This is a genomic window from Selenomonas sp. oral taxon 920, assembly GCF_001717585.1.
In the GTDB taxonomy this organism is placed as follows: Bacteria; Bacillota; Negativicutes; order Selenomonadales; family Selenomonadaceae; genus Centipeda.
Map to the genome: position 1 here is coordinate 1,402,242 of NZ_CP017042.1, position 23,686 is coordinate 1,425,927.

Here is a 23,686-nt window from a genome sequence, read left to right on the forward strand (position 1 = left end):
GCAGCGGGGAGAAATCCTCGCTGCCTTTTGGCAAGAAAGGACGCGCAATGAATACACTCTCCATTGACGTAGAGACATTTTCCGATGTGGACATTTCCAAATGCGGCGCATACAAATATGCAGAATCATCCAGCTTCGAGATACTGCTCTTTGCCTATGCAGCAGACGGCGGCGAAGTGCAGGTCGTCGACCTTGCGGCTGGCGAGAAGATTCCGCAGGAGATTCTGGCGGCTCTGACCGATGATAATGTCATCAAATGGGCGTTTAACGCCAACTTCGAGCGCATCTGCCTGTCACGCTATCTTTCAGACATGGGATTACTCCGGGATGCCTTCCTCAGCCCCGAAAGCTGGCGCTGCACGATGGTTTGGGCGGCGTACATGGGTCTTCCCCTCTCCCTTGCCGCCGTAGGCCGCGTTCTCGGACTTGAAGAACAGAAAATGTCCGAAGGGAAATCTCTCATCCGTTATTTCTGCACGCCCTGCACAGCCACCAAAACGAACGGCGGCAGAGTCCGCAATCTCCCCAGCCATGCCCCGGACAAGTGGGCAATGTTCAAGGCGTACAACAAGCGCGATGTCAAGGTCGAGATGGCAATCCAGCATCGGCTCGCCAAGTTCCCCGTCCCGAACTTCCTTTGGAATGAATATCATCTCGACCAGGAAATCAACGATCGCGGCATCCGCATTGATATGGCGTTCGTGGATAACGCCATCGCTATCGATGCCCGATCTCGCGAGGAGCTGTCCGGGCGAATGAAACAACTCACAGGTCTGGACAATCCCAACTCTGTGCAGCAAATGAAAGGATGGCTATCTCAGCATGGAGCGGAGACGGATTCTCTCGACAAAAAGGCTGTGCTGGAACTTCTGAAGAATGCGCCACCGGAACTTGCCGAGGTTCTGTCCCTGCGGCAGCAGCTTGCCAAGTCCTCCGTGAAGAAATACATTGCCATGAAGAATGTATCCTGTGCGGATCATCACGCCAGAGGGACATTCAGATTTTACGGCGCGAACCGTACGGGGAGATTTTCCGGCAAGAACATCCAGCTCCAAAATCTTCCTCAAAATTACATGGAGCATTTGGAAGATGTCCGCACGCTTGTCCGACGAGGCGATTTCGAATCCCTCAACGTCCTCTACGACTCTGTTCCCAATGTTTTGTCGCAGCTTATCCGCACAGCCTTTATTCCGAAGGAGGGAAGAAAATTCATTGTCGCTGACTTCTCAGCCATCGAGGCGCGAGTGTTGTCATGGCTTGCCAAGGAGCGATGGCGCATGGATGTTTTCGAAAGCAACGGCGACATCTACTGCGCCACGGCAAGCAGAATGTTTCACTGCAATGTAGTCAAGCATGGCGAGAACGGGCATCTTCGGCAAAAAGGGAAACAGGCAGAACTGGCCTGTGGTTATGGCGGATCCGTCGGTGCGCTGAAAGCGTTCGGCGCATTGGAATCCGGGATGAAGGAAGATGAATTGAAACCGCTCGTGGATGCTTGGCGTGCGGCAAATCCGAACATTGTAGAGTTCTGGTGGGTAGTCGACCGAGCCGCAAAGGACTGCATCAAGGAACGCAGCACAAAGGTCACGCACGGCATCCGATTCATCTATCAGAGCGGTATGATGTTCATCGAATTACCGAGCGGCAGACGGCTCTCCTATGTGAAGCCGCGCATTGGAGAGAATCAGTTCGGCGGCGAATCCGTCACTTACATGGGACTCGATCTCTCGAAAAAGTGGGCACGGATTGAATCTTACGGACCGAAGCTCGTGGAGAATGTCACGCAGGCGATCAGTCGCGACATTCTCTGCTATGCCATGCAAACGCTGCGGACGATGGACATTGTTGCACACGTCCATGATGAACTCATCATCGAATGCGACGAGCAGGTCTCCCTTCCTCTCATTTGTGAGCAGATGGAAAGAACCCCACCTTGGGCGGAAGGGCTCCTGCTTCGCACCGAGGGTTTCGAGTGCCACTTCTATCAGAAAAATTGAAAAGGGGCATCCTGTCAAAGCGATAGGATGCCCCCTCTTTATTCTGTTTACCTCATATCCGGTGCAAGCAAGGCGCGGATCGCCTTGATTTTGTCCGATACCGTCCGCTGCTTCATACCCAACCTGTCGGCAATTGCCTGCTGGGTATTGTCGTCAAGGAGCAGCTTGAAAATCTCACCGTGCTTGGGACTGAGCGTAGCCGCCTTTTCAATCAATGCGTCCAACAAAATCCTGTCCAGCACTTCATCCTCCATCCCTGTTACCAAAGGGCTGTCAATCGACCTCTTTCCACAGGAATCACTGAACTCGCCACGATGGGCTTCAAGGTTTTTTTCCGCAATGTATTCCGTAGAAGCCGAGCGGTTTTTCTCCTTGATGATGTCGCCGTTCAAGAATCCCGGGCATTGGTCGCAGTCCTTTTCGCAACGGATGAGCCGCCCCGTTTTGGGGCTTCTGACCATGCAGCGGCTCTCACGCGCCTCCTGCTGCATTTCCCGACGCACTCCGTTCCAATACTCCCGATTGGAGCCGACAGGTCCCTGCGTTTTGTAGCACCTATACGCCTTTGCCCTTGTTCCCTTGGCATAGTACGGCTTGTACATTACAACATTGGCAGGGTCGAAGCCGCAAAGCGACTCGAAGCCCGGCTCCATAATAACAAAAAGGTTCTCGGTTTTACTCTGATTTTCCATTGGACTTGTACTCCTCTGAATGAGGACAAGTCCACCATATGTATTTTGTTGGCCATCATGAACGAATCCTCATTTCCTGATGACCAACCACCCCAGTAGGTTGGCGTTGACTAATATTTTGCCGCCTCTCCGCTCTGGGCACCCTCTCCGGAAAGGGTGAGCATTGAGGTGGCGAATCTCACAGAAATTTCACTCACTGTGTGGGCAAAATGTAAATCTGTGATATAATGATTAAGTACGGTTTGTTATGAAACAAAATGATTGCTTCTTAACCGTAGCTCTTGACTTCAGATTATTGTTAATTGGGTTAATTGCAATCCCCTACAAGTGTTAATCCAGTTAATTGAGTTAATTTCTGACACGCAGCGACAAGGCAGGAAAAACATGATTCCATATTTATGCGGCGGCACATTTCTCGCCCAGATTTTGCGGGCGATGGAGCGCACCACTACTTCTACCGACCATATGAATGGGCAAAAAGAAAGCCTCCCTGAACGTGAAGTGTTCAGGAGGCTGTTGTCAATATATAGGCTTGGTGAATTTCCTGCCGATGCCGGAGGCAGCATTAAAACATACGCCAGCCAGTTCAAGGTGTGTCAGAACTCCTTAGTTTCCTTTACGGGTTTCGCCGACAACGATTCCCGCATGAAATTTGACCGAGACGTACGGAGCGAGCGTTCCAAGGCTCTCTATATGATGTCCAATTTTGTTTCAGAATGCATCGATATTCCCAAAAACGGAGAGCAATTGGTGCGTTGTCTCCTCGGCATGATTAAGGATGACGGCACCATAAAATCAACAGATGAATTCTATATTTTGCCGGACGGAAGCCCGATCTCAAAGAAGGATATTGACAGCACGGACAAAATCTACATTGAGCCATTCCTCCTCGGCGTGTGGCACTACGTTATCATGAACCGCGCCGAGAAAAACGAGCTGGGAGCGGAAACATATCAATCGTGGTATCCTAAACGTAACGATTACAGAGGGACTGTTGGAAGTGACATAACGATGTCTATAAACGTAACATCGGCAAAAATCGAAGAGCCTACTGAGACCGAAACTGATGGGATATTTGACTCGCAGGAATTTACTGCTCATATTGAGCCACAAGAGCCAACAATCAACAACTACTACGACATTAAGATAAAAAACAACATCCACGGAAATACGATTCAAAATCTGACGCTATCATAGGAGGAACTTGAAATTGGCAAATGAACTGCAAACCGTTCTTCCTCCACTTCTGAATACGTATGTGCCGGATGTTCAAAGGAATGTTGCTGTAGGAATCAACAACCTTGTTGCCAATAATAAAATCGACCATCTACACCTTAATATTCCATTGTCTGATGTGCCACCACCCCTTCTTACACCCAATGCACAAGGAATAAATTTTAACCGCGATTATTACAACCTGTTCGTATGGGGCGCAGATTTAGAGATTGAACACCTCACCCCCTTCAAGGTGGCTTCTGACAGAGCCTTGACGGAGTTTATGGACAGCGATGTAAAAGAGATGTTTTCGACTTTGAAGGATGACTTGACGGTACAGAAGGTGCTTTCCTTTCCATGCCTGTTTGCCAATGAGAACAGACATGGCGGATGGGCAGATACGGATCAGGCTGTCGGCTTTGGCTATATTAAACAGATCAAGGTCCGAAGAAACGGCGTGATGATCTATCCTCACGTCATTTATCGCCTTCCGCAGCAGAGAATAAACGAAGCGATATTTGAGTTAGATTTATACGGAAGTCCATCTTATAACGAATTCAATCGTTCTCATTGGAGCATAAAGAAAATCGATTTAATCGCTGAACTTGTTGATATGGGATTCCCACTATTATGAGGCAACCAATGGAAAAAGATACGCAACTTGAAAAATGGGTAAACTTGGAAGATGTAGCTGAATATCTCAGCGTTAGCAAGGATACGGTCAGAGCATGGATAAGGGGAAATAAGATACCGTTTTATAAAGCGGGAAAACGCTACAAGTTTAAAATATCTGAAGTGGATGATTATGTAAGGAATGGAAAGATATCCGAATAGGAGTACGCATCATGGATGAAAAATTACCCGGAGTTGTCCAAAAGATCACCCTAAACACCAATACCTATCAGAATCGGAGCATAGAGCCGACACTTATCAACTTCTTCTTCGGTAAGAACGGTGCGGGGAAATCAACCATTGCTCAGTGCTTCAAGGGAAAAAGAGAAGGACTTTTTCCCGATGTATCTGCCTATGAGGTGTTGGTGTATAATCAAGACTTCATTCGTGAGAATTTGCAGGAAGACAGATCCATGCCGGGTGTATTCAGCATGAATGCCGAGGATATTGAAAAGCAAAACCAAATTGCTGCCAAACAGGAAGAACTCGATAAACTCCGGGGACAATATGCTACCCAAAAGAAAACCAAAGAAGGGAAAGAAAAACTACCTGCTTCTTTACGGGGAGAGTTAGAGAGCCGTTTCTGGAGTCTCACGGTCGCTCCAAGAGCGGATTTTCCAAAGGCTGTCAAAGCAAAGATTTCCAACCGTATTACAAAAGCAACCGTATGTGACCAACTGCTAACGAGCATCACAGCCAAGGAAGCTAATCTCGACGAACTTCATCGTCTTTACGATATTGCTTTCGGAAGCGACTCCACTACCTATACGGAATTAAAAAAGCCCCAGCTGCTCGCTGAGGACAAGATCGACGGCTTTGACTTGCTAGATGAGAAAATTATCAGCAGTTCCGACAACGAATATGCCAAATTCATCAAAAGAATCGGTGCTACCGACTGGCTTAGACGCAGTCATGATACCTATGCCCATAAGGCGGATGGGAAATGCCCATATTGTATGAAGAAGCTCGATGATGATTTTGAAGAGCAATTTGCTGCCTGCTTTGACGAACATTATCGGCAAGATATACAGAAACTTCAAGGCTTCATATCGGAATACGAGCAGAAAACTACGGCACTCATTACCCTGCTGCAAAATAACAAACTCGGTGCGTTTCCTCAAATCGACTTCTCGGCATATGATGATAAAGTTGGTGCGCTGGCAACTGCCATCAAGTTGAATAAGGAACACTTGGCGGATAAGGTCGAAACTCCGGGTACTGTCAAAAGCATAGAACCACTTGATGACAAAATAACTGAGATAGCTGCGTTGATTGATGGATTTAACCAAGACATCAAATCTTACAACGAAATTGTAAAATCCCGTGCAACGAAACAGACTGAATGCGTGACTGCCGTATGGCAGCACATGGCCTTCTTGGTAAAATCTGTCAAGACAGACTACACAAAGAAGATACATGACAATAAAAACGAAATAGACGCTTTGAATGCTGAATTAAAAACCCTTACTGATAAAGGGAAGGCTCTCAGTGACGAAATAACCGACCTTGCCAAGGAGATCAAGGGAATAGATTCCACCATGCTTGCCATAAACAAAACTTTGTCCGACTCGGGCTTCCAAGGCTTCCATCTTAGGAAGAAGGGCAACAAGGATGAGGATAAAAACAGGTATGTCATCGTCCGTGATGACAACTCCCCTGCCCGTGGCTTGAGTGAGGGCGAGAAAAACTTTATTGCCTTTCTGTATTTCTATCACAAGGTATGGGGAAGAGAATCCGCCGATGCCGTTTTCAAAGACAGGATCGTGGTCATCGACGACCCTGTGTCCAGTATGGACAGTAGCTCGCTTTTCATCGTCAGCACTATTATCCGTGAGTTGATCGGCATTTGTTACAACAATGGATATCCGGCAAGAGCGGATGCCAAACGATTTATCAGGCAAATGTTCATTCTGACTCACAACGCCTATTTCCTGCACGGGATTTCCTATGATAGAATAAAGCAATGGGAATGTGTGAATTTCTATCTTGTAAAAAAGACCAATAACATCTCTGAAGTTCTCTGCTGCACCAAGCATAATCCACACTCTAAAGAACCAACCATCCCCCATAATTACAATCCTGTCCAAAACTCCTATGCGGCACTTTGGCATGAATATGGCGAGGTAAAGTCTGCCATTGCCTTAAAACGGGTTATGCGGCACATATTGGACTATTACTTCCTGCAGATCAGCGGGTTCGAGGGGCAAGTTCTCCGCGAACGCATCTTCAAGGACGAAACCGTATTCAACGATGCTGACGGGAACAGAGATGAAGAACTTGTCCAATCCATCAATGCATTATTACAATATGTCGGCTCTGACACACAGGGATTTAATGCAGGATTCGACTACGTGGAAGATACCGAAGATATTCAAAGCCTCAAGTCTACCTTTGAGAAAGTGTTTGAGATTATGGGGCAAGATCAACACTACCGCATGATGATGGAAACAATAAAGGCGTAGCAGGAACTCACGACATTGTAGCACGATTTTCGAATGAGGAGATACGCTCCATTGGTACATCGATATAGCTATGCTGTCAGCAATTCTCCGCAACAATATTTCTGTAGAATTAGTAAAAGCTACCTCAAGGAAATTTGGTTAATTGCTATTCAACAGCAGAATTTGAGATCCCATTTTGGCACCTCAAGAGGAGATAAAGTAATATGAATGAAATTCAGCCTGTGTCCATCTCATCGGCCACGGACACTCCAAATATCAGCCGACTTATTTACACCATACGCAATCAACAGGTAATGCTTGCCAGCGACCTAGCTATGCTCTACCAAGTGGAGACACGAGTCCTGAATCAGGCTGTGAAGCGGAATCAGAAAAGATTTCCCGAAAGATATTGTTTCCAGTTAACCAAAGAGGAAGCGGAAAACTTGACATCACAAATTGTGATGTCAAGTTCCTCACATGGCGGGCGGCGCATTCCTCCTTACGCCTTTACCGAACAGGGCATAGCTATGCTGTCGGCAGTTCTTCGCAGTGATGTTGCCATTGATGTCAGTATCCATATTATGGATGCTTTTGTAGAGATGCGGCATTTCATCGCGGGCAACGCTCACCTTTTCGAGCGCATAGAGCGGGTAGAGTTGAAGCAGCTCACCTATCAAAAAGAAACCGATGAAAAATTCGAGCAAGTCTTTGACTTTATCCATGCCCATACAGAGTCCAGTCAAAAGATATTCTTCAACGGGCAAATCTACGACGCCTTCAGTTTGTTGGCGAGCTTGATTCAAAAGGCTGCCAAGGACATCATTCTCATTGACGGCTATGTGGATATAGGGACGCTCAATCTGTTGGCAAAAAAACAAGCTAATGTTTCCGTGGAAATCCACACATTCAACAATACGAGATTGACGGCAGCAGATGTTGCGACCTTCAACCGTCAATATCCAACGCTTACCATTAATCACACCAATGCCTTTCACGATCGTTTCCTTATTCTTGACCACCAAGAGGCATATCACATCGGCGCATCGCTCAAAGATGCCGGAAAGAAATGTTTTGCCATCACGCTTTTGCAAGATGAGGCTCTCCTACAGGAACTTCTGGCACATTTGTGAAAAGACATTCACAGCCCGGTGAAGCGGCAATACAAGAAAAACCACCGAAACCATGAAGATAAACCAAACGGCGTGCAGCTAAAAGCTACGCGCCGTTTTTGAGTGTGGATTCTATGGGTAAATTGTTCCCCATAAATCGTCCTATAATTTCCCCAAGAAATAAAAATTTGATGAAGTATCAAGCAGTCTCTCGTTCATCATTACATTGTATCGTTATCGACGTTACGTCGTTCATTGCCGCTACCAAAATGATACTAGAGGGAAAGGTCAGCGTCGCGTTTGCACGCGATACCGTAATCTGGCGATCCTCAATCGGCTCGCGCAGCACCTCAAGCGTCTTCTTGCTGAACTCCGGCAGCTCATCCAGAAAGAGCACACCGTGATGCGCAAGTGTCACCTCGCCCGGACGCGGGATGCTCCCGCCGCCGATCATCGCCACCGTCGATGACGTATGATGCGGACTGCGGAAGGGACGCGTCGTCACAAGCCCTGTATCCTTGCCGAGCAGTCCCGAAATACTGTAGATCTTTGTGATCTCAATGGCTTCTTCCTTCGTCAGCTCCGGCAGAATCGAACTCATCCGACGGGCGAGCATCGTCTTGCCGGAACCGGGTACACCGACCATCAGAACATTATGCCCTCCTGCCGCTGCAATCTCAAGCGCACGTTTCGCCTGATACTGTCCCTGCACATCTGCAAAGTCATCGGTGAAAGCGGCGTCTTTTTGTGTTTCGATATGATTCGGTGTTGCAGGAGTCAGCGTCTCCGTACCAGTCAGATGCCGCACAAGCTGCGCCAGATTCTCGACCGCATAGACCTTCAGCCCGTCAATAAGGAGTGCCTCATCTGCGTTGGACGGTGCAACGTAAAACTCTGTGAGACCATGTTCCCGCGCCCTGATTGCCATTGGGAGAATGCCGCTGATTGGACGGCAGTTTCCGTCAAGAGAAAGCTCCGCTGAGAAAAGTGCACTCTGCACCGCCGCCTCCGGAACCATACCGTAGGATGCAAGGAGTCCGACGGCAATCGGCAGATCAAGCCCGGAACTGTCCTTTCGCACATCGGCGGGCGCAAGATTCACCGTCACCCGCTCCTGCCGCAGCTGAATGCCCGAGTTCCGAATCGCAGTGCGTACCCGCTCCTTCGATTCCTTCACCGATGTATCGGGAAGCCCCACCAGTTCAAAGCCCGGCAGCCCGGGCGACACATCCACCTCAACGTCGATAATTCGTCCATCAATCCCGAGGGTCGTCGCACCATAGGTCTTTGCAAACAACGGCCTTCCCTCCTACGTTTCAAATATAAGAAAATTATAACACAAGAGAGGGTGTGTTGCCTAATGATTCTTTGCAACAAAAAAGAGATTCCAGTCGCTAGGTGGGGCGAATGGAATCTCTCTTGAAGTGGTAAACTAAAACTGGACACAGAGGGGGTAGAAAATGGACACTGTTTGCAGTATCCTGTACACAGGATGACAGGCAGCGGACAGCCTATCTCCCGATGCAGACAGGAGATTGCCACGTGAAGTACACCAAGGAGCAACGTTTGGACATAGGCCGTCGGATCTACGACGGCGAGCTTACGAGATATGAAGCAGCAGAAGAATATGGGATCAGCGAGCAGACCGCACGGGATTACATGCGCCACTACCGGGATGCCAACCAGCTCCCGCCGAAAAGGGGTGTGCGCAGCTGCTTGGGTCTTGCCAAGACCAAATCCATACCAGTTCCCACCGGCCTGGAAGATCTCCAGTCCATGACGAAAGAAGAACTCATCGACGCCCTCGTTATGGCAAGGATCACAGAGGCACGCTTAAAAAAAGGTTATCTGGTGGAAGGAGTTGGTGCGGAAAAGACGTTCATTCCTATCGGCAGGAAGAATACCAAGTAGTCATGGAGCTTTCCGGACAGTTCCCCATCCGGCTGCTCTGTACAAAGACCGGAATCCCACGCAGCAGCTTCTACAACTGGAAGAAGAGCGTGGAACATCCACCCGAACAGAAGAAACGGCTTGTGCAGAGCATCGGATTGTTTCAGGAATACCATGGGCGCTTTCCCTCCCATGGCTACCGCTGGCTGAATGCCAAGATCCGATTGGACAAAGGAATCGTATTTTCCGATCCCTATGCCCATAAATGCTGTAAGATCGCAGGGATCAAGAGCCTTTGCAAACATTACAGCTACAAGAAGGAGGGCGATCCGTCCAGAACCTATCCGAACTTGTTGCTTGCAGGAATCAACATCACCGGCCCCATGGAATGTGTGGTGAGTGATATGACCGCTTTTTATGTGGAGCGCACATACTACGAGCTCACACTATATATGGATTTGTGGAATGACGAGCTCATTGCCCACGCGCTCTCATCCAAGCGCGGCGATCGCATGACCTACCTCGACGGCTTGCAGGACGTGCTTGCGTTCAAGAAGCAGTATCCGAATCAGAAGCTCATCCTGCACAGCGATCAAGGCTCTGTTTACGCATCCAAGAGCTACAACGAACTCCTGCCCATGTACAACATTGTCAGGTCAATGTCCAGAGCCGGCACACCGACAGACAATGCCGCGATGGAGGCGATTAATGGTTGGATCAAGGCCGAACTCTTTACAGATTTCCATATTACTTCGCCGGAGAATGTCCCCGCTCAGGTATCCGACTACATTCGCTTCTTCAACGCGGAGCGCCCTGCATATGCCCTTGGATACCTTACGCCGAAGCAGTATCGGGAGCAGTTCGCGCCAAAGCACGAAGGTGCGGCTCCTTGATATGTGTCCTTTGAATGGAGGTCATGGATATTCTGTGTATCACATCTTCGATGAATATGTACAGTATCTCAATTCTAATGACTAATTTTTAGGTTTTTGTGTCCAGTTTTTGTTGACTAGTGCACTCCCTGTAAAAAAGACCCGCCCCCCTTTCCCGCGCCTATCTGTACGAGACGGCCGCCTAACAACAATTCAAGGGGCAAAATAGGAAATAGCGCCATTAAAAGAAAGGCAATAGCTATTCCTGTCATACATTGCAACACTTGTATACTAGCCTCACCTCTTCTATACCAATATACTGTTTGAATGAATCTTAATATCAAGACAGAATAAAACAAACCTATAAGGATATCCATGTAGCATCGTCCTTGTTATCTCTATTTTGTTTTTTCAGCAGCTTTCCCTTCATCTGTTTCAGTTGGAACCACTCTTTGACAGCCTCTTTGAGAGGTGTGCTATTCCGCTGTATTTGCAATAATATCTATAGCCGCCCCATCATAGATACAATTATTCTCAATAATTTAGATACACATACAGCATCCCCAAAGCACCCACCAAGGAAGAAAACGTTGCAACGATTTGATATCTCCTTATGTCTTTTTTTGTTTCAAAAGAAAATAAAATTGAAGGTGGCCAGTTGCTTTCTGCTCCATGTTTCATTGCAATGATTTTTGCATTAAAGAAAGATATGACATGAAGATTAAAACTAAAACACATCATGCTTAGCCAGAAAAAACCTTCATGCATATTGTTCGTCATTGCAAAAAAGACCATCCTATCCATAAGATAAAACATGATTGGATAGTTGATGAAGAATATCCAAACATTTATAAGATATCCTCGCTCATCTTTATATTTCCAATCAATATGCCGATTATATAAATTCCTAAAAGATAATCCTCCTACTATGAGGAAAAATACGTCTAATGCGAGTTCCATCAATTTCTCCCTTGTTTTTTATTAGTATCTCCCAATAAAAACTCTTTTGTAGAATTTGTGAGTATTGCGATACTACTATTAGCAATAGGGACGGCAAGCGCCCCAACTCCAGTTCCTACTAAGGCGTTATCAACCACCAATGTAAACGCAAAAGAGGCACCGTTTATCACTGTGGCTACAACAAACTTCTCACCATTATACTTTTGTGCATCTTGATAAGTATCATAAATAAGCCCTAGTGGACTTAACACACCTACTTTTGTCAGACGTCCCTGTTTCACTACATACGCAGGGATTTCTTTTTGTAGGCTTCTATACTCCTTTGCAAGACTATCTGCCTGTTTATTTAGTAGTGTAACAGGTAAATCTCCCCCAAATTTAAAGGTCTCTATTCCTATTGTTTTCCCTAATTCAACACGTCTCTCTCTATTTGGATCTGTATTTTCTTTTTTAGAATTGTCCTTCGGATTTCCTGTAGTTTCTGTGCTATTCCCACGAGTCTTCTCACCCTGTTTATCATTTGATCGGTTACCCTTACTATCCTTGTTGTTTACATCATTCTTTTGGATTGTCGTTGCGGTATTGTCTTCATCCGAATGTTCTTGTTCTGTGTCTTCCTTTGGGTTCTCTGCGATCTGTGTAGTACGTCGCCATGGTCCCCAATATATCCTTTCTTCGGTGTGGCTAGAATTTTTGTCATCAATAATATTTGTTTTAGTAAACCCATCCTCATCTGGAGTTTTCGTAGAGGCGTTCTTTTCTACTTCAACGATTCTAACAAATTTTGTGCCATCTGCTTTTGTATAGATAATAGGCTTATATTCGTATCCCGGAGTTGGTGTTTTTCCAATATTGCACTAGTCAACAAAAACTGGACACAAAAACCTAAAAATTAGTCATTAGAATTGAGATACTGTACATATTCATCGAAGATGTGATACACAGAATATCCATGACCTCCATTCAAAGGACACGTATCAAGGAGCCGCACCTTCGTGCTTTGGCGCGAACTGCTCCCGATACTGCTTCGGCGTAAGGTATCCAAGGGCATATGCAGGGCGCTCCGCGTTGAAGAAGCGAATGTAGTCGGATACCTGAGCGGGGACATTCTCCGGCGAAGTAATATGGAAATCTGTAAAGAGTTCGGCCTTGATCCAACCATTAATCGCCTCCATCGCGGCATTGTCTGTCGGTGTGCCGGCTCTGGACATTGACCTGACAATGTTGTACATGGGCAGGAGTTCGTTGTAGCTCTTGGATGCGTAAACAGAGCCTTGATCGCTGTGCAGGATGAGCTTCTGATTCGGATACTGCTTCTTGAACGCAAGCACGTCCTGCAAGCCGTCGAGGTAGGTCATGCGATCGCCGCGCTTGGATGAGAGCGCGTGGGCAATGAGCTCGTCATTCCACAAATCCATATATAGTGTGAGCTCGTAGTATGTGCGCTCCACATAAAAAGCGGTCATATCACTCACCACACATTCCATGGGGCCGGTGATGTTGATTCCTGCAAGCAACAAGTTCGGATAGGTTCTGGACGGATCGCCCTCCTTCTTGTAGCTGTAATGTTTGCAAAGGCTCTTGATCCCTGCGATCTTACAGCATTTATGGGCATAGGGATCGGAAAATACGATTCCTTTGTCCAATCGGATCTTGGCATTCAGCCAGCGGTAGCCATGGGAGGGAAAGCGCCCATGGTATTCCTGAAACAATCCGATGCTCTGCACAAGCCGTTTCTTCTGTTCGGGTGGATGTTCCACGCTCTTCTTCCAGTTGTAGAAGCTGCTGCGTGGGATTCCGGTCTTTGTACAGAGCAGCCGGATGGGGAACTGTCCGGAAAGCTCCATGACTACTTGGTATTCTTCCTGCCGATAGGAATGAACGTCTTTTCCGCACCAACTCCTTCCACCAGATAACCTTTTTTTAAGCGTGCCTCTGTGATCCTTGCCATAACGAGGGCGTCGATGAGTTCTTCTTTCGTCATGGACTGGAGATCTTCCAGGCCGGTGGGAACTGGTATGGATTTGGTCTTGGCAAGACCCAAGCAGCTGCGCACACCCCTTTTCGGCGGGAGCTGGTTGGCATCCCGGTAGTGGCGCATGTAATCCCGTGCGGTCTGCTCGCTGATCCCATATTCTTCTGCTGCTTCATATCTCGTAAGCTCGCCGTCGTAGATCCGACGGCCTATGTCCAAACGTTGCTCCTTGGTGTACTTCACGTGGCAACCTCCTGTCTGCATCGGGAGATAGGCTGTCCGCTGCCTGTCATCCTGTGTACAGGATACTGCAAACAGTGTCCATTTTCTACCCCCTCTGTGTCCAGTTTTAGTTTACCACTTCAAAACCAGTTCCCGTATAGCTTCCTAAACTCTCACATTTTTTCTTTTGAGAGTATCTCAGGGGTGTCAAACGGTTTGACACCCCTGCCAGTAAGTCGAGCTTCCATCAAACGAAAAATCAGTGAACATCGTCAAAAAACAAAGCGCCTCCAGAGCAGAAAACCTCTGAAAGCCCTCGCAAACTAGGGATTCACGCCGCATAGGAGCAATTACCTTTGTATCATTTTCACGCATAAAACATCTCCGCGCGTGTCGAACGTCCAAATGTTCTCTTTTTCAAAATAGATCTCTACGCCATGTTCTTTGAGCTTTCGGACGTTCTGCAGAGAATCCACTGTGTTTCTCGCAAAGCGGCTGACGGACTTGGTGATGATGAGGTCGATCTTGCCGGCAAGGGCATCCTCAATCATCTGGTTGAAGCCATCGCGTTTCTTAGTGTTCGTGCCGCTGATTCCCTCGTCCGAATACATGCCGACGAAATCCCAGTCTGCGCGGCTTTCGATGTAGTTCTTGTAATGCGCCATCTGCATTTCATAACTGGAAGCCTGTTCTTCGTGGTCGGTGGAAACTCTGGCATACCCTGCCGTTTTACGTCGCCCATGCACCGCTGCCGTCTCTGACCGAAACACTCTGGGCGTTGCAGGAATCACCCGCACTGTCTTTGCCATCGGTATGCGCCTCCTTCTTTCAAATGGAAAATCACTTCATCATCGGATATGGAAACCCGCTCGACGTTCTGCACGATCTTGCCCTCGTAGCAGTCACCGAACAAGGATTCTGCCGCTTCCTTGAGTTCGGATTCGGGCAGCCGTTTCAATCCGCATTTCGTGCGCGGCTGACTGCAAGACCACACCTTAGTTCCCTTCGTCCAAGTGTCACGCTCACACTTGCTGCCGCAGGAGGCGCAGTACACTTTGTTGGTGAAGGGATCTCCTGAAACATCTTCACTACATAGGAGAGAAATGCTTTCTTGCTTTCATGCAACGAGGGGCGTCCGCAGTGTTCGCGGTTGCTCTCGTATACTTCCTGACCGTTGACAGCTCTGTATCCCACGCGCTTCCCGTTGTGGAGCAGAACTCTGCCCCGCCTCAGTTCGTTGTGTACGGTGTTGGGCGCGCAGCCGATCTCCTGTGCGATGCTGCGAAGGGAGCGTCCGTCTCTATGTCTGATCTGGATGATGACGCGCTCTTCATAAGTGAGATGTGCCCCTTTGCGATGCTCCGATTTTGTGGTACACTCTAGTTGTTCCATAGCGTGACTCCTTTGGTAGATTGGTCTGTTCAACTCTATTTTACCATAAGGCTTCCGTTATGGAATTTTTCCTGTGCAACTTGATTTTACAACCTACAAAAATTATTTTTCCAGTGCCTTTTGGAGTGCGGCTTTCATCCGTGTGATGCTGTCTGCGCCGGCAATGCGTTCATCACCGATGATAAAGAGCGGCACGGAGCTGACGCCACGCATATAGGCCTCCGTTTCATCCTGCTGCACTTCGTCCAGATAGAGCGTGTCGAACTTGATCACTTTTTCCGCTTCTTCCATATTAAGACCTGCCGACTGTGCCGCACAGCGCAGAACATCGGGTTCGGAGAAGGCGGCATTTTTGCCGAAATAGGCATCCATGAGAACCTCGATAAGACGGTCGGCTTTCTCCGGCTCTTTGCTTTGTGCATACTTGGTCAAACGATGTGCATCCACGGTGTTGACAAACTGGGCATCGACAAAGTTGAAGTTCAGTCCTTCCTGTCTGCCCATGGCAGTAATGCTGTCGATGCGCTTTTCTGCTTCATCTGGCGAGAATCCGTACTTGCGTACGAAGAGGTCGGTCATGTTGCCTACGGATTTTCGCGGTGCATTTGGATCAAGCTGGAACGCTTTCATTTCAAGTTCAATCGGCTCGGTGGTGTCCATCGCGGCAATGGCTTTTTTCATGCGTGTCTCTCCGATGTAGCAGAAGGGACAGGCGTAGTCGGACCAATATGTGATTTTCATGTGGCATCACCTTTCGTTATGTGATGATAGAGTGGGTTCTTCCTGCGGCAGAGATTCTGCCTGTGTCGTGTGTTGATGCAGATAGTCGATGTAGCGGTTTCCCCACACTTCAATGCAATCGAGGACGGGGGTGAACGCGTAACCGATTGGCGTCAGCTCGTATTCGACGCGCGGCGGGACTTCGGGGAAGGCGGTGCGTGTCAGCAGGCCTTCATATTCAAGCGTTTTCAGCTGTGTGGCAAGTGTCGCCTGTGTTGCGCCGACTTCCTTTTGAATTTCGCCAAAGCGCCTTGCACCGGCGGCAAGGGTACGCATGATGAGGATCGCCCATTTCCCTGCGATGAGTTTTTGCGCCGTAGCAAAGGGACAAGAACCGAATTTGTTCATCTGTCGATGGGGGGGCTTTGTCATGGTGATTCCCTTCTGTCTGCATATCGTTCATACGACCTGTTAGAAATAATAGCACAGTTCTTTTGTTAATGCAAGTCGAAAAATTAAAGTTAGTGTTTTTTATGTGTTTCTGATCATATTATTGGGTGGACTGTAGTATAATGAAAATATATAGAAAATCCAACGAAAGTGAGGTAGATACACACGCTCTTTTCCCTGCCCTTTGTATGCATAGACATGAATCGACAGCCCCGCAATGGATTCCGCTAGAATGCGGACACAGACATAGACTGCCGTCGTCTGCATTGCCGTCCGCTCGTTGACTGCCTTGCCCGCCGCAGTCTGCCCAAACAAAAAGGACAAGCCGCCGAGATGATTCATAGGCTTGTCCCGTGAACGAAAGAGTTTGCTGAATAGGTTCATGGAAACCTCCATTTCATATTTGTATTTTTTGACCACTGTGATGTTTTAATCCCCATGTCTTGCACAATATCCGAATTTGATTTATACTAAGCCTATCAAGTGTGGGAAATCCCACTTTCATGAACGGAGGTAAATGATGCAAGCTGTAATCAAAGGTCGCTATCAAGCTCATTTGGATTCAAAGAAGCGTCTGACATTGCGTGGTGCAAAATATGATTATTATGAAGTCCAGGAATATGATAACGGCATCATTCTCTTAGAGCCGCGCGAGTTGATACGTCCGGCAGAAGTATCAAAGCGTACTCTGCAGATGATGGATGAATCGATTCGCAATCTGAATGCAGGAAAAGTTTCTGCACCGATTGACCTCTCCGGATTCTGAATATGGATTTTTCGATTCATATGGGTATTCCTGAAATGCTTGAACTGTGGATGCGTCTGCACAAAGAGAACATGGATGGAAGTATTTCAAAAGCAGATGCCAACCTCTATAAAAAATGGGGCAAAGCCTTAAAACTTCTTTCTGGCAATCCGTTCTATCCGAGTCTCCATACACATGAAATCCCAGATTTAACCAGACGATACGGACGAAAGGTCTGGCAGTCTTATTTGGAGAATCGAACCAGTCGCGCTATGCGAATGTACTGGGTGTATGGACCTGAACAGAAAGATATTACCATCATCGGATTGGAGCCCCATCCGGAGGATAAGAAAAACGGAGCATATGACAAGATTACGCTATCAAAACCGGAACCGCTCGAATAAACACTAATTCACAGCAACAAAATTCCTCGCTCATCATAGACACATGCGGAGGTATCATTCCCACACCGAATCGCACGGTCAAGCGCCATGATAAGCACGATCACGCCGTCGATCTTCTCGGTGGACTTCTCCTTATCTGCCTTGATGTTCCCGGCAGGGTCGGTGCGAATGAAGATGTTGTCTGCCATCCAGCGCATGACGGGATGCCCGCCGTGCGCTATTTTCTTTTCCAGCGTCAGCTTCATCAGCTCCTTGGTCGGCGGACTCATACCCTTGAAGCCCTGCCAGAACGGGACAACCGTGAAGCCTATCCTTTCGAGATTTTGCACCATCTGCACTGCGCCCCAGCGGTCAAAGGCAATCTCGCGGATGTTGTACTTCTCACCCAGTTTCTCGATGAACGTCTCGATAAATCCACTGTAAATCTTCGTGATCTCGATGGCTTCTTCTTTCGTCAACTCCGGCAAAATTGAAGGCATCCGACGTGCCAGCATCGTCTTGCCCGAGCCGGGCACACTGACCATGAGGACATTATGCCCTCCCGCCGCTGCAATCTCAAGTGCACGCTTCGCTTGATACTGCCCCTGCACATCCGCAAAGACATCGGTAAAGGCTGCATCCTTTTTCTGCTCTGCTGTGTGTGACTCAGAGGGTGTCAGTGCCTTCCACATTTGACTGTGCAGCGTAAACTCGGTCAGCCCATGTTCCCGCGCCGTATTCGCCATCGGGAAAATGCCGCTGATCGGACACCAGTCCCCATCGAGGAAAAGCTCCACTGAGAATCTACAATACTGATCGCTTGAATTTCCGCACGGCGGTGCCGAAGAATACGAAAGTGAAGAGCGCGAGAAAGGCACTCTGCTGATAGAGCGCCGCGATGCCGCCGCCCTTTAGGAAGATCATGCGCAGAATCTCGATGTAGTGTGTCATGGGGATAGCGAGGCTGAGGTACTGAAAGAATGTGGGCATCGCCTCGCGCGGGAACATGAAGCCCGAGAGGAGGATGCCCGGCAGGAGCGTTGCAATGCTCATGAGTCCCGCCTGCAGCTGGTTCTGCGCGAGCGATGCGATCATGAGCCCCATCGTGAGCGAGGCGAGAAGGAAGAGTGTCGTGAGTGCATAGAGGAGCAGGATACTCCCGCGCAGGGGCACATCAAAGATGGCGAGCGCGACGAGGATGCAGATCGTCGTCTGGATGTAGCCGAGCATGATGTAGGGCAGAATCTTGCCGACAAGCAGTTCCCATATATGCAGCGGCGTTACGAGGAGCTGCTCAAGCGTGCCCGCCTCGCGTTCGCGCACGATGGACATGGAGACCATGAGCACCATGGTGATCGTGAGGATGATGCCCATGAGTGCGGGCAGCATGTAGTAGGCGGTGACGGCATCGGGGTTGTACCACGCGCGGATGCGCACGTCGTAGGCAGGCGCAGCCACGGGCGCCCCGCGCACAGCGACGGGCTGCACCCGCATGCCAAGCCCCGTCAGGGCGGCGATGGCAGAGGTCGAGGCGATGGAGTCCGAGGCGTCGACAATCGCCTGAATCGGCACGGTGTGCCCCGCGTTTGCCTCCCGTACAAGATCGGGCGGAAAGACAATGCCGATCTTTGCATCGCCGCGCTCGATCCGCTCGTTCAGCTCATCGTAGCTCCACGCGATGCAGCGCAGGTCAAAATAGCCGCTTGCCGTCATTGCCGCGAGGAAATTGCGGCTCTCCTCGCTCCGCGACTGATCGAATACGACCGTGGACTGGTGCCGCACGTCCGTGCGGATGGCAAAGCCGAACACGATGAGATAGATGACCGGCAGGAGAAAGGTCACGCCGACGGTCATGGGGTCACGCCGCATCTGAATGAGCTCCTTGACGAGAAGCGCCAGAATCCGCAAGCCGCTCACCCCCTCTGCCGCCGATCGTAGTAGATAAAGACATCCTCCATCGTCAGCGCGGACGCCTGTGCTCCCAGCGCCGAGGGCAGCGTCACATCCCGCGAGACAAGCGCACGCACCTGCCGTCCGAACACATAGACCTCGTCATAGGGCACGCCTGCCGCCCGCAGCGCCGCCGTCCCCGCCTCCGCACTCTCCTGCGGCAGGACGTAGAGACGCGCAGGCAGTTCCTCCTTCAGCGCCGTCGGCGAGCCGGAGGCGATCTTCCTGCCCTGCTGCAGAAAGGCAATCGCATCGCAGTGCTCCGCCTCATCCATGAAATGCGTTGTGACGAAGATCGTCGTCCGCTCCGTGCCCGCCATCTCCGAGAGCAGATTCCAAAAGAGCCGCCGCGACGTGGGGTCAACGGCAGACGTCGGCTCGTCGAGCACGAGGAGCGCAGGACGGTGGAGAATCGCGCAGCCGAGCGCGAGCCGCTGTTTCTGCCCGCCCGAAAGACCACCCGCGAGCACATCCGCTTTCTCCGTGAGCTGCATGCGCACGAGCACTTCCTCCGTGCGCGTACGCCGCTCCGTGCGCGTGAGGCCGTAGAGTCCGCCGTAGAACATCATATTCTCGCGCACCGTCATATTCGTGTAGAGGCTGAACCGTTGGGACATATAGCCGAGCGACTGACGCACACGCTTCGGATGCACCGCCGTGTCACAGCCGAGCACGAACGCTGTGCCGCTTGTCGGCGGGAGGATGCCGCAGATCATGCGGATCGCCGTGGACTTTCCCGAGCCGTTCGATCCGATGAATCCGTAGATCGCGCCGCGCGGCACGGAGAGGTTCAGATGATCGACGGCGGTGTAGCTGCCAAAGACACGCGTGAGCTCATGCGTTACGATCACAGGCATATCGCCCGTATGCGCCTCACGTTCCATGATGCGCCCCCAGCTCTACATCCGCAGGCATGCCGGGCTTTAGAATGCCCATGGTATTATCCACCGCGACCTTTACGCCAAAGACGAGGTTCGCCCGCTCATTCTTCGTGATGCTCTGGCGCAGCGTGAACTCTGCCGCGTCGCTGATCTCCGCAATAATGCCGTGCAGCGGCTCCGCCTGCCCATCGATGTAGACGCGTGCCGGATCGCCGAGATGAATGCCCCCGAGCATATCGGTCGTCACATAGATCTTGATCCAGATATCCGCAGGGTCGATGAGGGTTGCAACGGATGCTCCTGTACGGACAAACTCGCCTGCCTCATAGTTCTTCGTCAAGATAATACCATTACGCGGTATGCGTATGGTGAGGTCATCGATCACAGAGTCATCCATCGCGAGGATTGCCTGCTGCCGCCGCACATCCTCCTCTGCCATCCGGATATCCTCGGGGCGGCTGCCGTTCTCCAGCAGCCGCTGCTCCTCCTCGCGTGCGTGCAGATTGGCATCCGCCGTGTCACGCGCCTCACGCAGGGCGTCAAACGCCTGCTGTGCAATGGCGCCCTCTGCGAGGAGCTCCGTACCGCGTGCATAGTCGGCGCTCGCACGCTCCGCAGCGGCATGTGCCCCGCGGGTGCGCTCTGTGGCCGCACGGATGTCCTCTGCGCGGCTGCCGCTCTGCGTGCGCGCGAGATTCGTCTGGGCATGGGCAAGGGCCGCCTCATCGCGCAGGCGCGCCGCCGTGAGATCACGCCGTCCGATGCGTGCCGCCACGTCGCCCGCCCGCACCGCCATCCCCTCGTGCACGAGGATCTCGTCGATGTAGCCACTCTCCTTTGCGCTGACCTCGACGCGCGTCGCCTCCACCGTTCCCGTGAGGAGCTGTGCGCGTCCCTCCTGCTCCACATACGCGCGATAGGCGAACACCGCGAGCAGGACGAGCGCAAGGAGCAGAAGAATCAAGCGCAGGGGCTTCATATACATATAATCCCCCCTTTTCATTTGGAATCAACAGATGCTCATAGTATATGGAACGTTAAAGACATGACAGTTTCTCCAAGGGTGGAATCCCCCACAAATTCAAACCCCAGCAGCCCGGGCGACACATCCACCTCAACGTCGATCATCCGACCGTCTATCCCGAGGGTCGTCGCAGCATAGATCCTTGCAAACAACGGTCTTCCCCTCCCATGTTTCAAATATAAGAAAATTATAACACAGAACGAAGGGGATTGCCTAATGATTCTTTGCAAAGAAAAAGAGATTCCAAACGCCGAATTGACGAATGGAATCTCTCTGGTATGAAATTTTTGGGGAAAATCACTCCTTAGACAGCAATACAGCTTATAAGCGTATTCTTTACAAAATATATTCTGTAAGTTATGATTTAAGAAATCGCTGATAAAATGAAGTCCGTCAGGTTGGCGTAGATTTTTTTGTCCGAACAAGGAGGCAAACCGGACGCATAGCCAAAGCTATGTGGAGGATTTGCCGACACAGTGCGGGCAAAAAAGATGCGTCAAGATGGCGCTGCTGAATTTATCAGTGCTTCCTTAATCATCAGCAAAGTACAAATGCAACGGAGAAAAATAAACGAGGCTGTTTCTAAAGGAAGGTGCAGATCATGAAGATAGACTTACACAAACTATACACCGGCTGCCGCTCTTATCGACGCTTTAGGCAAGAATCTATCCCACAGGAAGTTTTGCAAGAAATTGCAGACACTGCTCGTATGCGCTCATGCGCCTTGAATGGTCAGGTGTTGAGATATCTGGTGATTAGTTCTCCTGATATCGTAAAGAAACTGCAGTCCTGCTTTCGTTGGGCTGCGAAACTCCCGAAGGAAATTGGTACTCCAACAGAAACACAGCAGCCCACAGCCTACATCGTTGTGTTAAAACCGGGAAAAACCCATCCTTTCACTGATATTGATGCAGGCATTGCCCTTGACGCTATGGCTATCACAGCTTGGTCGCATGGCATTGGAAGTTGTATTCTGGGATCGATAAACAGGAAATTTTTGAGTGAAGCCGTAAAAATCCCCGCAGGTTTTGATGTATGTATGGTCTTGGCTCTTGGTTATCCCGATCACAAGAGTACCATTGTGGAAGCAGGGACAGAGGATACTCTCGACTACTATGTAGACGAAAGCAGAGATTACTATGTACCCAAAAAATCCGCAGCAGATATAATCACCTATCTCTGATCGTTGCAAGAAAAAGAGCGATTGCAAATGCCAAAAAGGACATACGAGAAAACTCCAAGCCTTGGATATCTACAGTCCTTCCCATGGACAGCAGAAATTCAAGGAACTGTTTCCTTGTCGGAGGATTGACCTATGGTGATAGATCGTATCAAAAAGATAGTTCTCCGCGGAGGCAAGCTGTGCGGCACTTTATTAAGTGTATGGATCCTTTATCAGATTCTATTCGGATTTAAATATTGGCTGGTCACATGGTTCGATCCACCATATGCACCATTTAGTTCCGGAAAATATTATGTGGAGGTTTTTCATAGAGGGCAAATACTCGTTCATTGCAATGAATATAATGACCTGGCACTATGGGACATGCATTTGGAGGGATGGACAAGGTATGGCGGACACTATGAAGTCCTTGACAAAGAAGTATACACATGGGAAAAGGATATGGGGTTGTTCTATCAGGAGAATAAGTTTTATGTGTATGGAAGCGTGGGGTTCTATATCATCCAATCCGAGCCGTTTCATGTTACGCTCCTGATTAATCCGAAGGTCGATCTAACCTCTCCGGACTACAAATATTTATCAAAAGCATTGGCAAAATATACTGCAGAACAATTAACCATTCTTCACAGTACAGCAGACCTAGAGCAGAGAGATCAACTCTTTTATGAACAACTGTCAACACCTCCCATAATACAGCCCGAATTTTTTTATACTATGCCGCTAAAAAGAGATGGCACAATTGATTATCGAAAAATGCTGCTATATCCTTTCAGCTAAACCTCAACAGATCAAACAAAAGTGTTCAAAAGCACATATCTCATCGAGTGCAATCCTCGCGGACAAAGATGCGACCATCACGGCGAAGGAGACACATCTTGACGGCAAAGACAACGTCTACCGCGAGAGCATCACA

The 23,686-nt window shown here is 49.3% G+C and carries 22 protein-coding genes and 7 pseudogenes; 12 read left to right on the plus strand and 17 right to left on the minus strand.

Translation table 11 applies throughout. The features are described from left to right. Positions 1 to 47: 47 nt before the first annotated feature. Positions 48 to 1,997 carry a DNA polymerase gene (locus BCS37_RS06625; protein ID WP_069180713.1) on the plus strand — a complete coding sequence of 650 codons (1,950 nt, stop codon included), beginning with the start codon at positions 48 to 50 and terminating at the stop codon, positions 1,995 to 1,997. A gap of 47 nt (positions 1,998 to 2,044) precedes the next feature. Here the strand turns inward: BCS37_RS06625 and BCS37_RS06630 are convergent, their stop codons facing one another. Beyond that, positions 2,045 to 2,689: a helix-turn-helix transcriptional regulator gene (locus BCS37_RS06630; protein WP_069180714.1), complete on the minus strand. Its 645-nt coding sequence runs from the start codon at positions 2,687 to 2,689 to the stop codon at positions 2,045 to 2,047. A gap of 384 nt (positions 2,690 to 3,073) precedes the next feature. Between BCS37_RS06630 and BCS37_RS06635 the strand changes: the two genes are divergently transcribed. From BCS37_RS06635 to BCS37_RS06655, 5 genes are all read left to right on the plus strand, one after another. After that, positions 3,074 to 3,886, plus strand: coding sequence for a hypothetical protein (locus BCS37_RS06635; protein ID WP_069180715.1), 813 nt, complete (start codon positions 3,074 to 3,076; stop codon positions 3,884 to 3,886). 13 nt (positions 3,887 to 3,899) lie between these two features. After that, positions 3,900 to 4,538, plus strand: coding sequence for a hypothetical protein (locus BCS37_RS06640; protein ID WP_069180716.1), 639 nt, complete (start codon positions 3,900 to 3,902; stop codon positions 4,536 to 4,538). 8 nt (positions 4,539 to 4,546) lie between these two features. After that, positions 4,547 to 4,738: a helix-turn-helix domain-containing protein gene (locus BCS37_RS06645; RefSeq protein WP_069180717.1), complete on the plus strand. Its 192-nt coding sequence runs from the start codon at positions 4,547 to 4,549 to the stop codon at positions 4,736 to 4,738. Positions 4,739 to 4,749: 11 nt separating this feature from the next. Continuing rightward, a complete protein-coding gene (locus BCS37_RS06650) occupies positions 4,750 to 7,038 on the plus strand; it encodes an AAA family ATPase (RefSeq protein ID WP_069180718.1) in 2,289 nt (762 codons plus the stop codon). 203 nt (positions 7,039 to 7,241) lie between these two features. Next, positions 7,242 to 8,147, plus strand: a complete 906-nt coding sequence (locus BCS37_RS06655; RefSeq protein ID WP_069180719.1) for an ORF6N domain-containing protein — start codon at positions 7,242 to 7,244, stop codon at positions 8,145 to 8,147. A 178-nt stretch (positions 8,148 to 8,325) separates the two neighbouring features. Here BCS37_RS06655 and BCS37_RS06660 read toward each other — a convergent pair whose 3' ends face one another. Further along, entirely contained in the window at positions 8,326 to 9,423 is a 1,098-nt protein-coding gene (locus BCS37_RS06660; RefSeq protein ID WP_083205779.1) for a YifB family Mg chelatase-like AAA ATPase, read from the minus strand. Between the two features lie 245 nt (positions 9,424 to 9,668). On the opposite strand from BCS37_RS06660, the gene BCS37_RS06665 reads away from it, so the two are divergent. After that, positions 9,669 to 10,037 (plus strand): hypothetical protein, encoded by a 369-nt coding sequence (locus tag BCS37_RS06665; RefSeq protein ID WP_006696607.1) that lies wholly within the window; start codon positions 9,669 to 9,671, stop codon positions 10,035 to 10,037. Beyond that, positions 10,001 to 10,909, plus strand: a pseudogene (locus tag BCS37_RS06670) (IS3 family transposase); the annotation flags it as partial. The gene BCS37_RS06665 and the pseudogene BCS37_RS06670, both read left to right, overlap by 37 nt. A gap of 513 nt (positions 10,910 to 11,422) precedes the next feature. On the opposite strand, the gene BCS37_RS06680 reads toward BCS37_RS06670, so the two are convergent. From BCS37_RS06680 to BCS37_RS06715, 10 genes and pseudogenes are all read right to left on the minus strand, one after another. Next, entirely contained in the window at positions 11,423 to 11,848 is a 426-nt protein-coding gene (locus BCS37_RS06680; RefSeq protein ID WP_069180721.1) for a hypothetical protein, read from the minus strand. Beyond that, on the minus strand, positions 11,848 to 12,129 hold the full coding sequence (locus BCS37_RS12055; protein ID WP_159057713.1) for a hypothetical protein: 282 nt from the start codon (positions 12,127 to 12,129) through the stop codon (positions 11,848 to 11,850). Before BCS37_RS12055 ends, BCS37_RS06680 begins: the two co-directional genes overlap by 1 nt. A gap of 696 nt (positions 12,130 to 12,825) precedes the next feature. Beyond that, positions 12,826 to 13,734 (minus strand): annotated as a pseudogene (locus tag BCS37_RS06685) (IS3 family transposase); the annotation flags it as partial. After that, positions 13,698 to 14,066, minus strand: a complete 369-nt coding sequence (locus BCS37_RS06690) for a hypothetical protein (protein WP_006696607.1) — start codon at positions 14,064 to 14,066, stop codon at positions 13,698 to 13,700. The gene BCS37_RS06690 and the pseudogene BCS37_RS06685, both read right to left, overlap by 37 nt. Positions 14,067 to 14,407: 341 nt before the next feature. Beyond that, positions 14,408 to 14,854 (minus strand): annotated as a pseudogene (locus BCS37_RS06695) (recombinase family protein); the annotation flags it as partial. Beyond that, positions 14,833 to 15,117: pseudogene (locus BCS37_RS11785) on the minus strand (zinc ribbon domain-containing protein); the annotation flags it as partial. The pseudogenes BCS37_RS06695 and BCS37_RS11785, both read right to left, overlap by 22 nt. Further along, the gene (locus BCS37_RS12250) at positions 15,000 to 15,437 is read right to left on the minus strand and encodes a helix-turn-helix domain-containing protein (protein WP_071585447.1); all 438 of its coding nucleotides are present in this window, start codon (positions 15,435 to 15,437) and stop codon (positions 15,000 to 15,002) included. The pseudogene BCS37_RS11785 and the gene BCS37_RS12250, both read right to left, overlap by 118 nt. Before the next feature lie 102 nt (positions 15,438 to 15,539). Further along, a complete protein-coding gene (locus BCS37_RS06705; protein ID WP_069180724.1) occupies positions 15,540 to 16,178 on the minus strand; it encodes a DsbA family oxidoreductase in 639 nt (212 codons plus the stop codon). Positions 16,179 to 16,184: 6 nt separating this feature from the next. Then, on the minus strand, positions 16,185 to 16,589 hold the full coding sequence (locus BCS37_RS06710; RefSeq protein ID WP_009646046.1) for a winged helix-turn-helix transcriptional regulator: 405 nt from the start codon (positions 16,587 to 16,589) through the stop codon (positions 16,185 to 16,187). A gap of 180 nt (positions 16,590 to 16,769) precedes the next feature. Continuing rightward, a pseudogene (locus BCS37_RS06715) lies at positions 16,770 to 16,991 on the minus strand (phage portal protein); the annotation flags it as partial. A gap of 133 nt (positions 16,992 to 17,124) precedes the next feature. Between BCS37_RS06715 and BCS37_RS06720 the strand changes: the two are divergent. Further along, positions 17,125 to 17,373 carry a hypothetical protein gene (locus tag BCS37_RS06720; RefSeq protein ID WP_237142697.1) on the plus strand — a complete coding sequence of 83 codons (249 nt, stop codon included), beginning with the start codon at positions 17,125 to 17,127 and terminating at the stop codon, positions 17,371 to 17,373. A 2-nt stretch (positions 17,374 to 17,375) separates the two neighbouring features. Then, positions 17,376 to 17,756 carry a hypothetical protein gene (locus BCS37_RS06725; RefSeq protein ID WP_069180726.1) on the plus strand — a complete coding sequence of 127 codons (381 nt, stop codon included), beginning with the start codon at positions 17,376 to 17,378 and terminating at the stop codon, positions 17,754 to 17,756. An 8-nt stretch (positions 17,757 to 17,764) separates the two neighbouring features. Here BCS37_RS06725 and BCS37_RS12350 read toward each other — a convergent pair. The 5 genes and pseudogenes from BCS37_RS12350 to BCS37_RS12375 form a co-directional block, all read right to left on the minus strand. Beyond that, a pseudogene (locus tag BCS37_RS12350) lies at positions 17,765 to 18,379 on the minus strand (terminase TerL endonuclease subunit); the annotation flags it as partial. Between the two features lie 160 nt (positions 18,380 to 18,539). Then, the gene (locus BCS37_RS06735) at positions 18,540 to 19,604 is read right to left on the minus strand and encodes an ABC transporter permease (RefSeq protein ID WP_069181570.1); all 1,065 of its coding nucleotides are present in this window, start codon (positions 19,602 to 19,604) and stop codon (positions 18,540 to 18,542) included. Positions 19,605 to 19,648: 44 nt separating this feature from the next. Continuing rightward, positions 19,649 to 20,569: an ABC transporter ATP-binding protein gene (locus BCS37_RS06740; protein ID WP_069180728.1), complete on the minus strand. Its 921-nt coding sequence runs from the start codon at positions 20,567 to 20,569 to the stop codon at positions 19,649 to 19,651. After that, complete coding sequence (locus BCS37_RS06745; RefSeq protein ID WP_069180729.1) at positions 20,559 to 21,551, minus strand: HlyD family secretion protein; 993 nt, start codon at positions 21,549 to 21,551, stop codon at positions 20,559 to 20,561. Before BCS37_RS06745 ends, BCS37_RS06740 begins: the two co-directional genes overlap by 11 nt. Before the next feature lie 86 nt (positions 21,552 to 21,637). Next, positions 21,638 to 21,742, minus strand: a pseudogene (locus BCS37_RS12375) (magnesium chelatase domain-containing protein); the annotation flags it as partial. Between the two features lie 449 nt (positions 21,743 to 22,191). Between BCS37_RS12375 and BCS37_RS06755 the strand changes: the two are divergent. Together BCS37_RS06755 and BCS37_RS06760 are read left to right on the plus strand one after the other, a co-directional pair. Continuing rightward, the gene (locus BCS37_RS06755; RefSeq protein WP_069180731.1) at positions 22,192 to 22,773 is read left to right on the plus strand and encodes a nitroreductase family protein; all 582 of its coding nucleotides are present in this window, start codon (positions 22,192 to 22,194) and stop codon (positions 22,771 to 22,773) included. A gap of 132 nt (positions 22,774 to 22,905) precedes the next feature. After that, positions 22,906 to 23,550, plus strand: a complete 645-nt coding sequence (locus BCS37_RS06760; protein WP_069180732.1) for a hypothetical protein — start codon at positions 22,906 to 22,908, stop codon at positions 23,548 to 23,550. The last annotated feature ends 136 nt before the right edge of the window (positions 23,551 to 23,686 follow it).

Excerpts from the sequence above, each read along its gene's own strand:
- BCS37_RS06625 (WP_069180713.1), top strand. The coding sequence starts at position 48 with ATGAATACACTCTCCATTGACGTAGAGACATTTTCCGATGTGGACATT.
- BCS37_RS06630 (WP_069180714.1), bottom strand. The coding sequence starts at position 2,689 with ATGGAAAATCAGAGTAAAACCGAGAACCTTTTTGTTATTATGGAGCCG.
- BCS37_RS06635 (WP_069180715.1), top strand. The coding sequence starts at position 3,074 with ATGATTCCATATTTATGCGGCGGCACATTTCTCGCCCAGATTTTGCGG.
- BCS37_RS06645 (WP_069180717.1), top strand. The coding sequence starts at position 4,547 with ATGGAAAAAGATACGCAACTTGAAAAATGGGTAAACTTGGAAGATGTA.
- BCS37_RS06650 (WP_069180718.1), top strand. The coding sequence starts at position 4,750 with ATGGATGAAAAATTACCCGGAGTTGTCCAAAAGATCACCCTAAACACC.
- BCS37_RS06655 (WP_069180719.1), top strand. The coding sequence starts at position 7,242 with ATGAATGAAATTCAGCCTGTGTCCATCTCATCGGCCACGGACACTCCA.
- BCS37_RS06680 (WP_069180721.1), bottom strand. The coding sequence starts at position 11,848 with ATGGAACTCGCATTAGACGTATTTTTCCTCATAGTAGGAGGATTATCT.
- BCS37_RS12250 (WP_071585447.1), bottom strand. The coding sequence starts at position 15,437 with ATGGAACAACTAGAGTGTACCACAAAATCGGAGCATCGCAAAGGGGCA.
- BCS37_RS06705 (WP_069180724.1), bottom strand. The coding sequence starts at position 16,178 with ATGAAAATCACATATTGGTCCGACTACGCCTGTCCCTTCTGCTACATC.
- BCS37_RS06710 (WP_009646046.1), bottom strand. The coding sequence starts at position 16,589 with ATGACAAAGCCCCCCCATCGACAGATGAACAAATTCGGTTCTTGTCCC.
- BCS37_RS06720 (WP_237142697.1), top strand. The coding sequence starts at position 17,125 with ATGATGCAAGCTGTAATCAAAGGTCGCTATCAAGCTCATTTGGATTCA.
- BCS37_RS06725 (WP_069180726.1), top strand. The coding sequence starts at position 17,376 with ATGGATTTTTCGATTCATATGGGTATTCCTGAAATGCTTGAACTGTGG.
- BCS37_RS06735 (WP_069181570.1), bottom strand. The coding sequence starts at position 19,604 with ATGCGGCGTGACCCCATGACCGTCGGCGTGACCTTTCTCCTGCCGGTC.
- BCS37_RS06740 (WP_069180728.1), bottom strand. The coding sequence starts at position 20,569 with ATGGAACGTGAGGCGCATACGGGCGATATGCCTGTGATCGTAACGCAT.
- BCS37_RS06745 (WP_069180729.1), bottom strand. The coding sequence starts at position 21,551 with ATGTATATGAAGCCCCTGCGCTTGATTCTTCTGCTCCTTGCGCTCGTC.
- BCS37_RS06755 (WP_069180731.1), top strand. The coding sequence starts at position 22,192 with ATGAAGATAGACTTACACAAACTATACACCGGCTGCCGCTCTTATCGA.
- BCS37_RS06760 (WP_069180732.1), top strand. The coding sequence starts at position 22,906 with ATGGTGATAGATCGTATCAAAAAGATAGTTCTCCGCGGAGGCAAGCTG.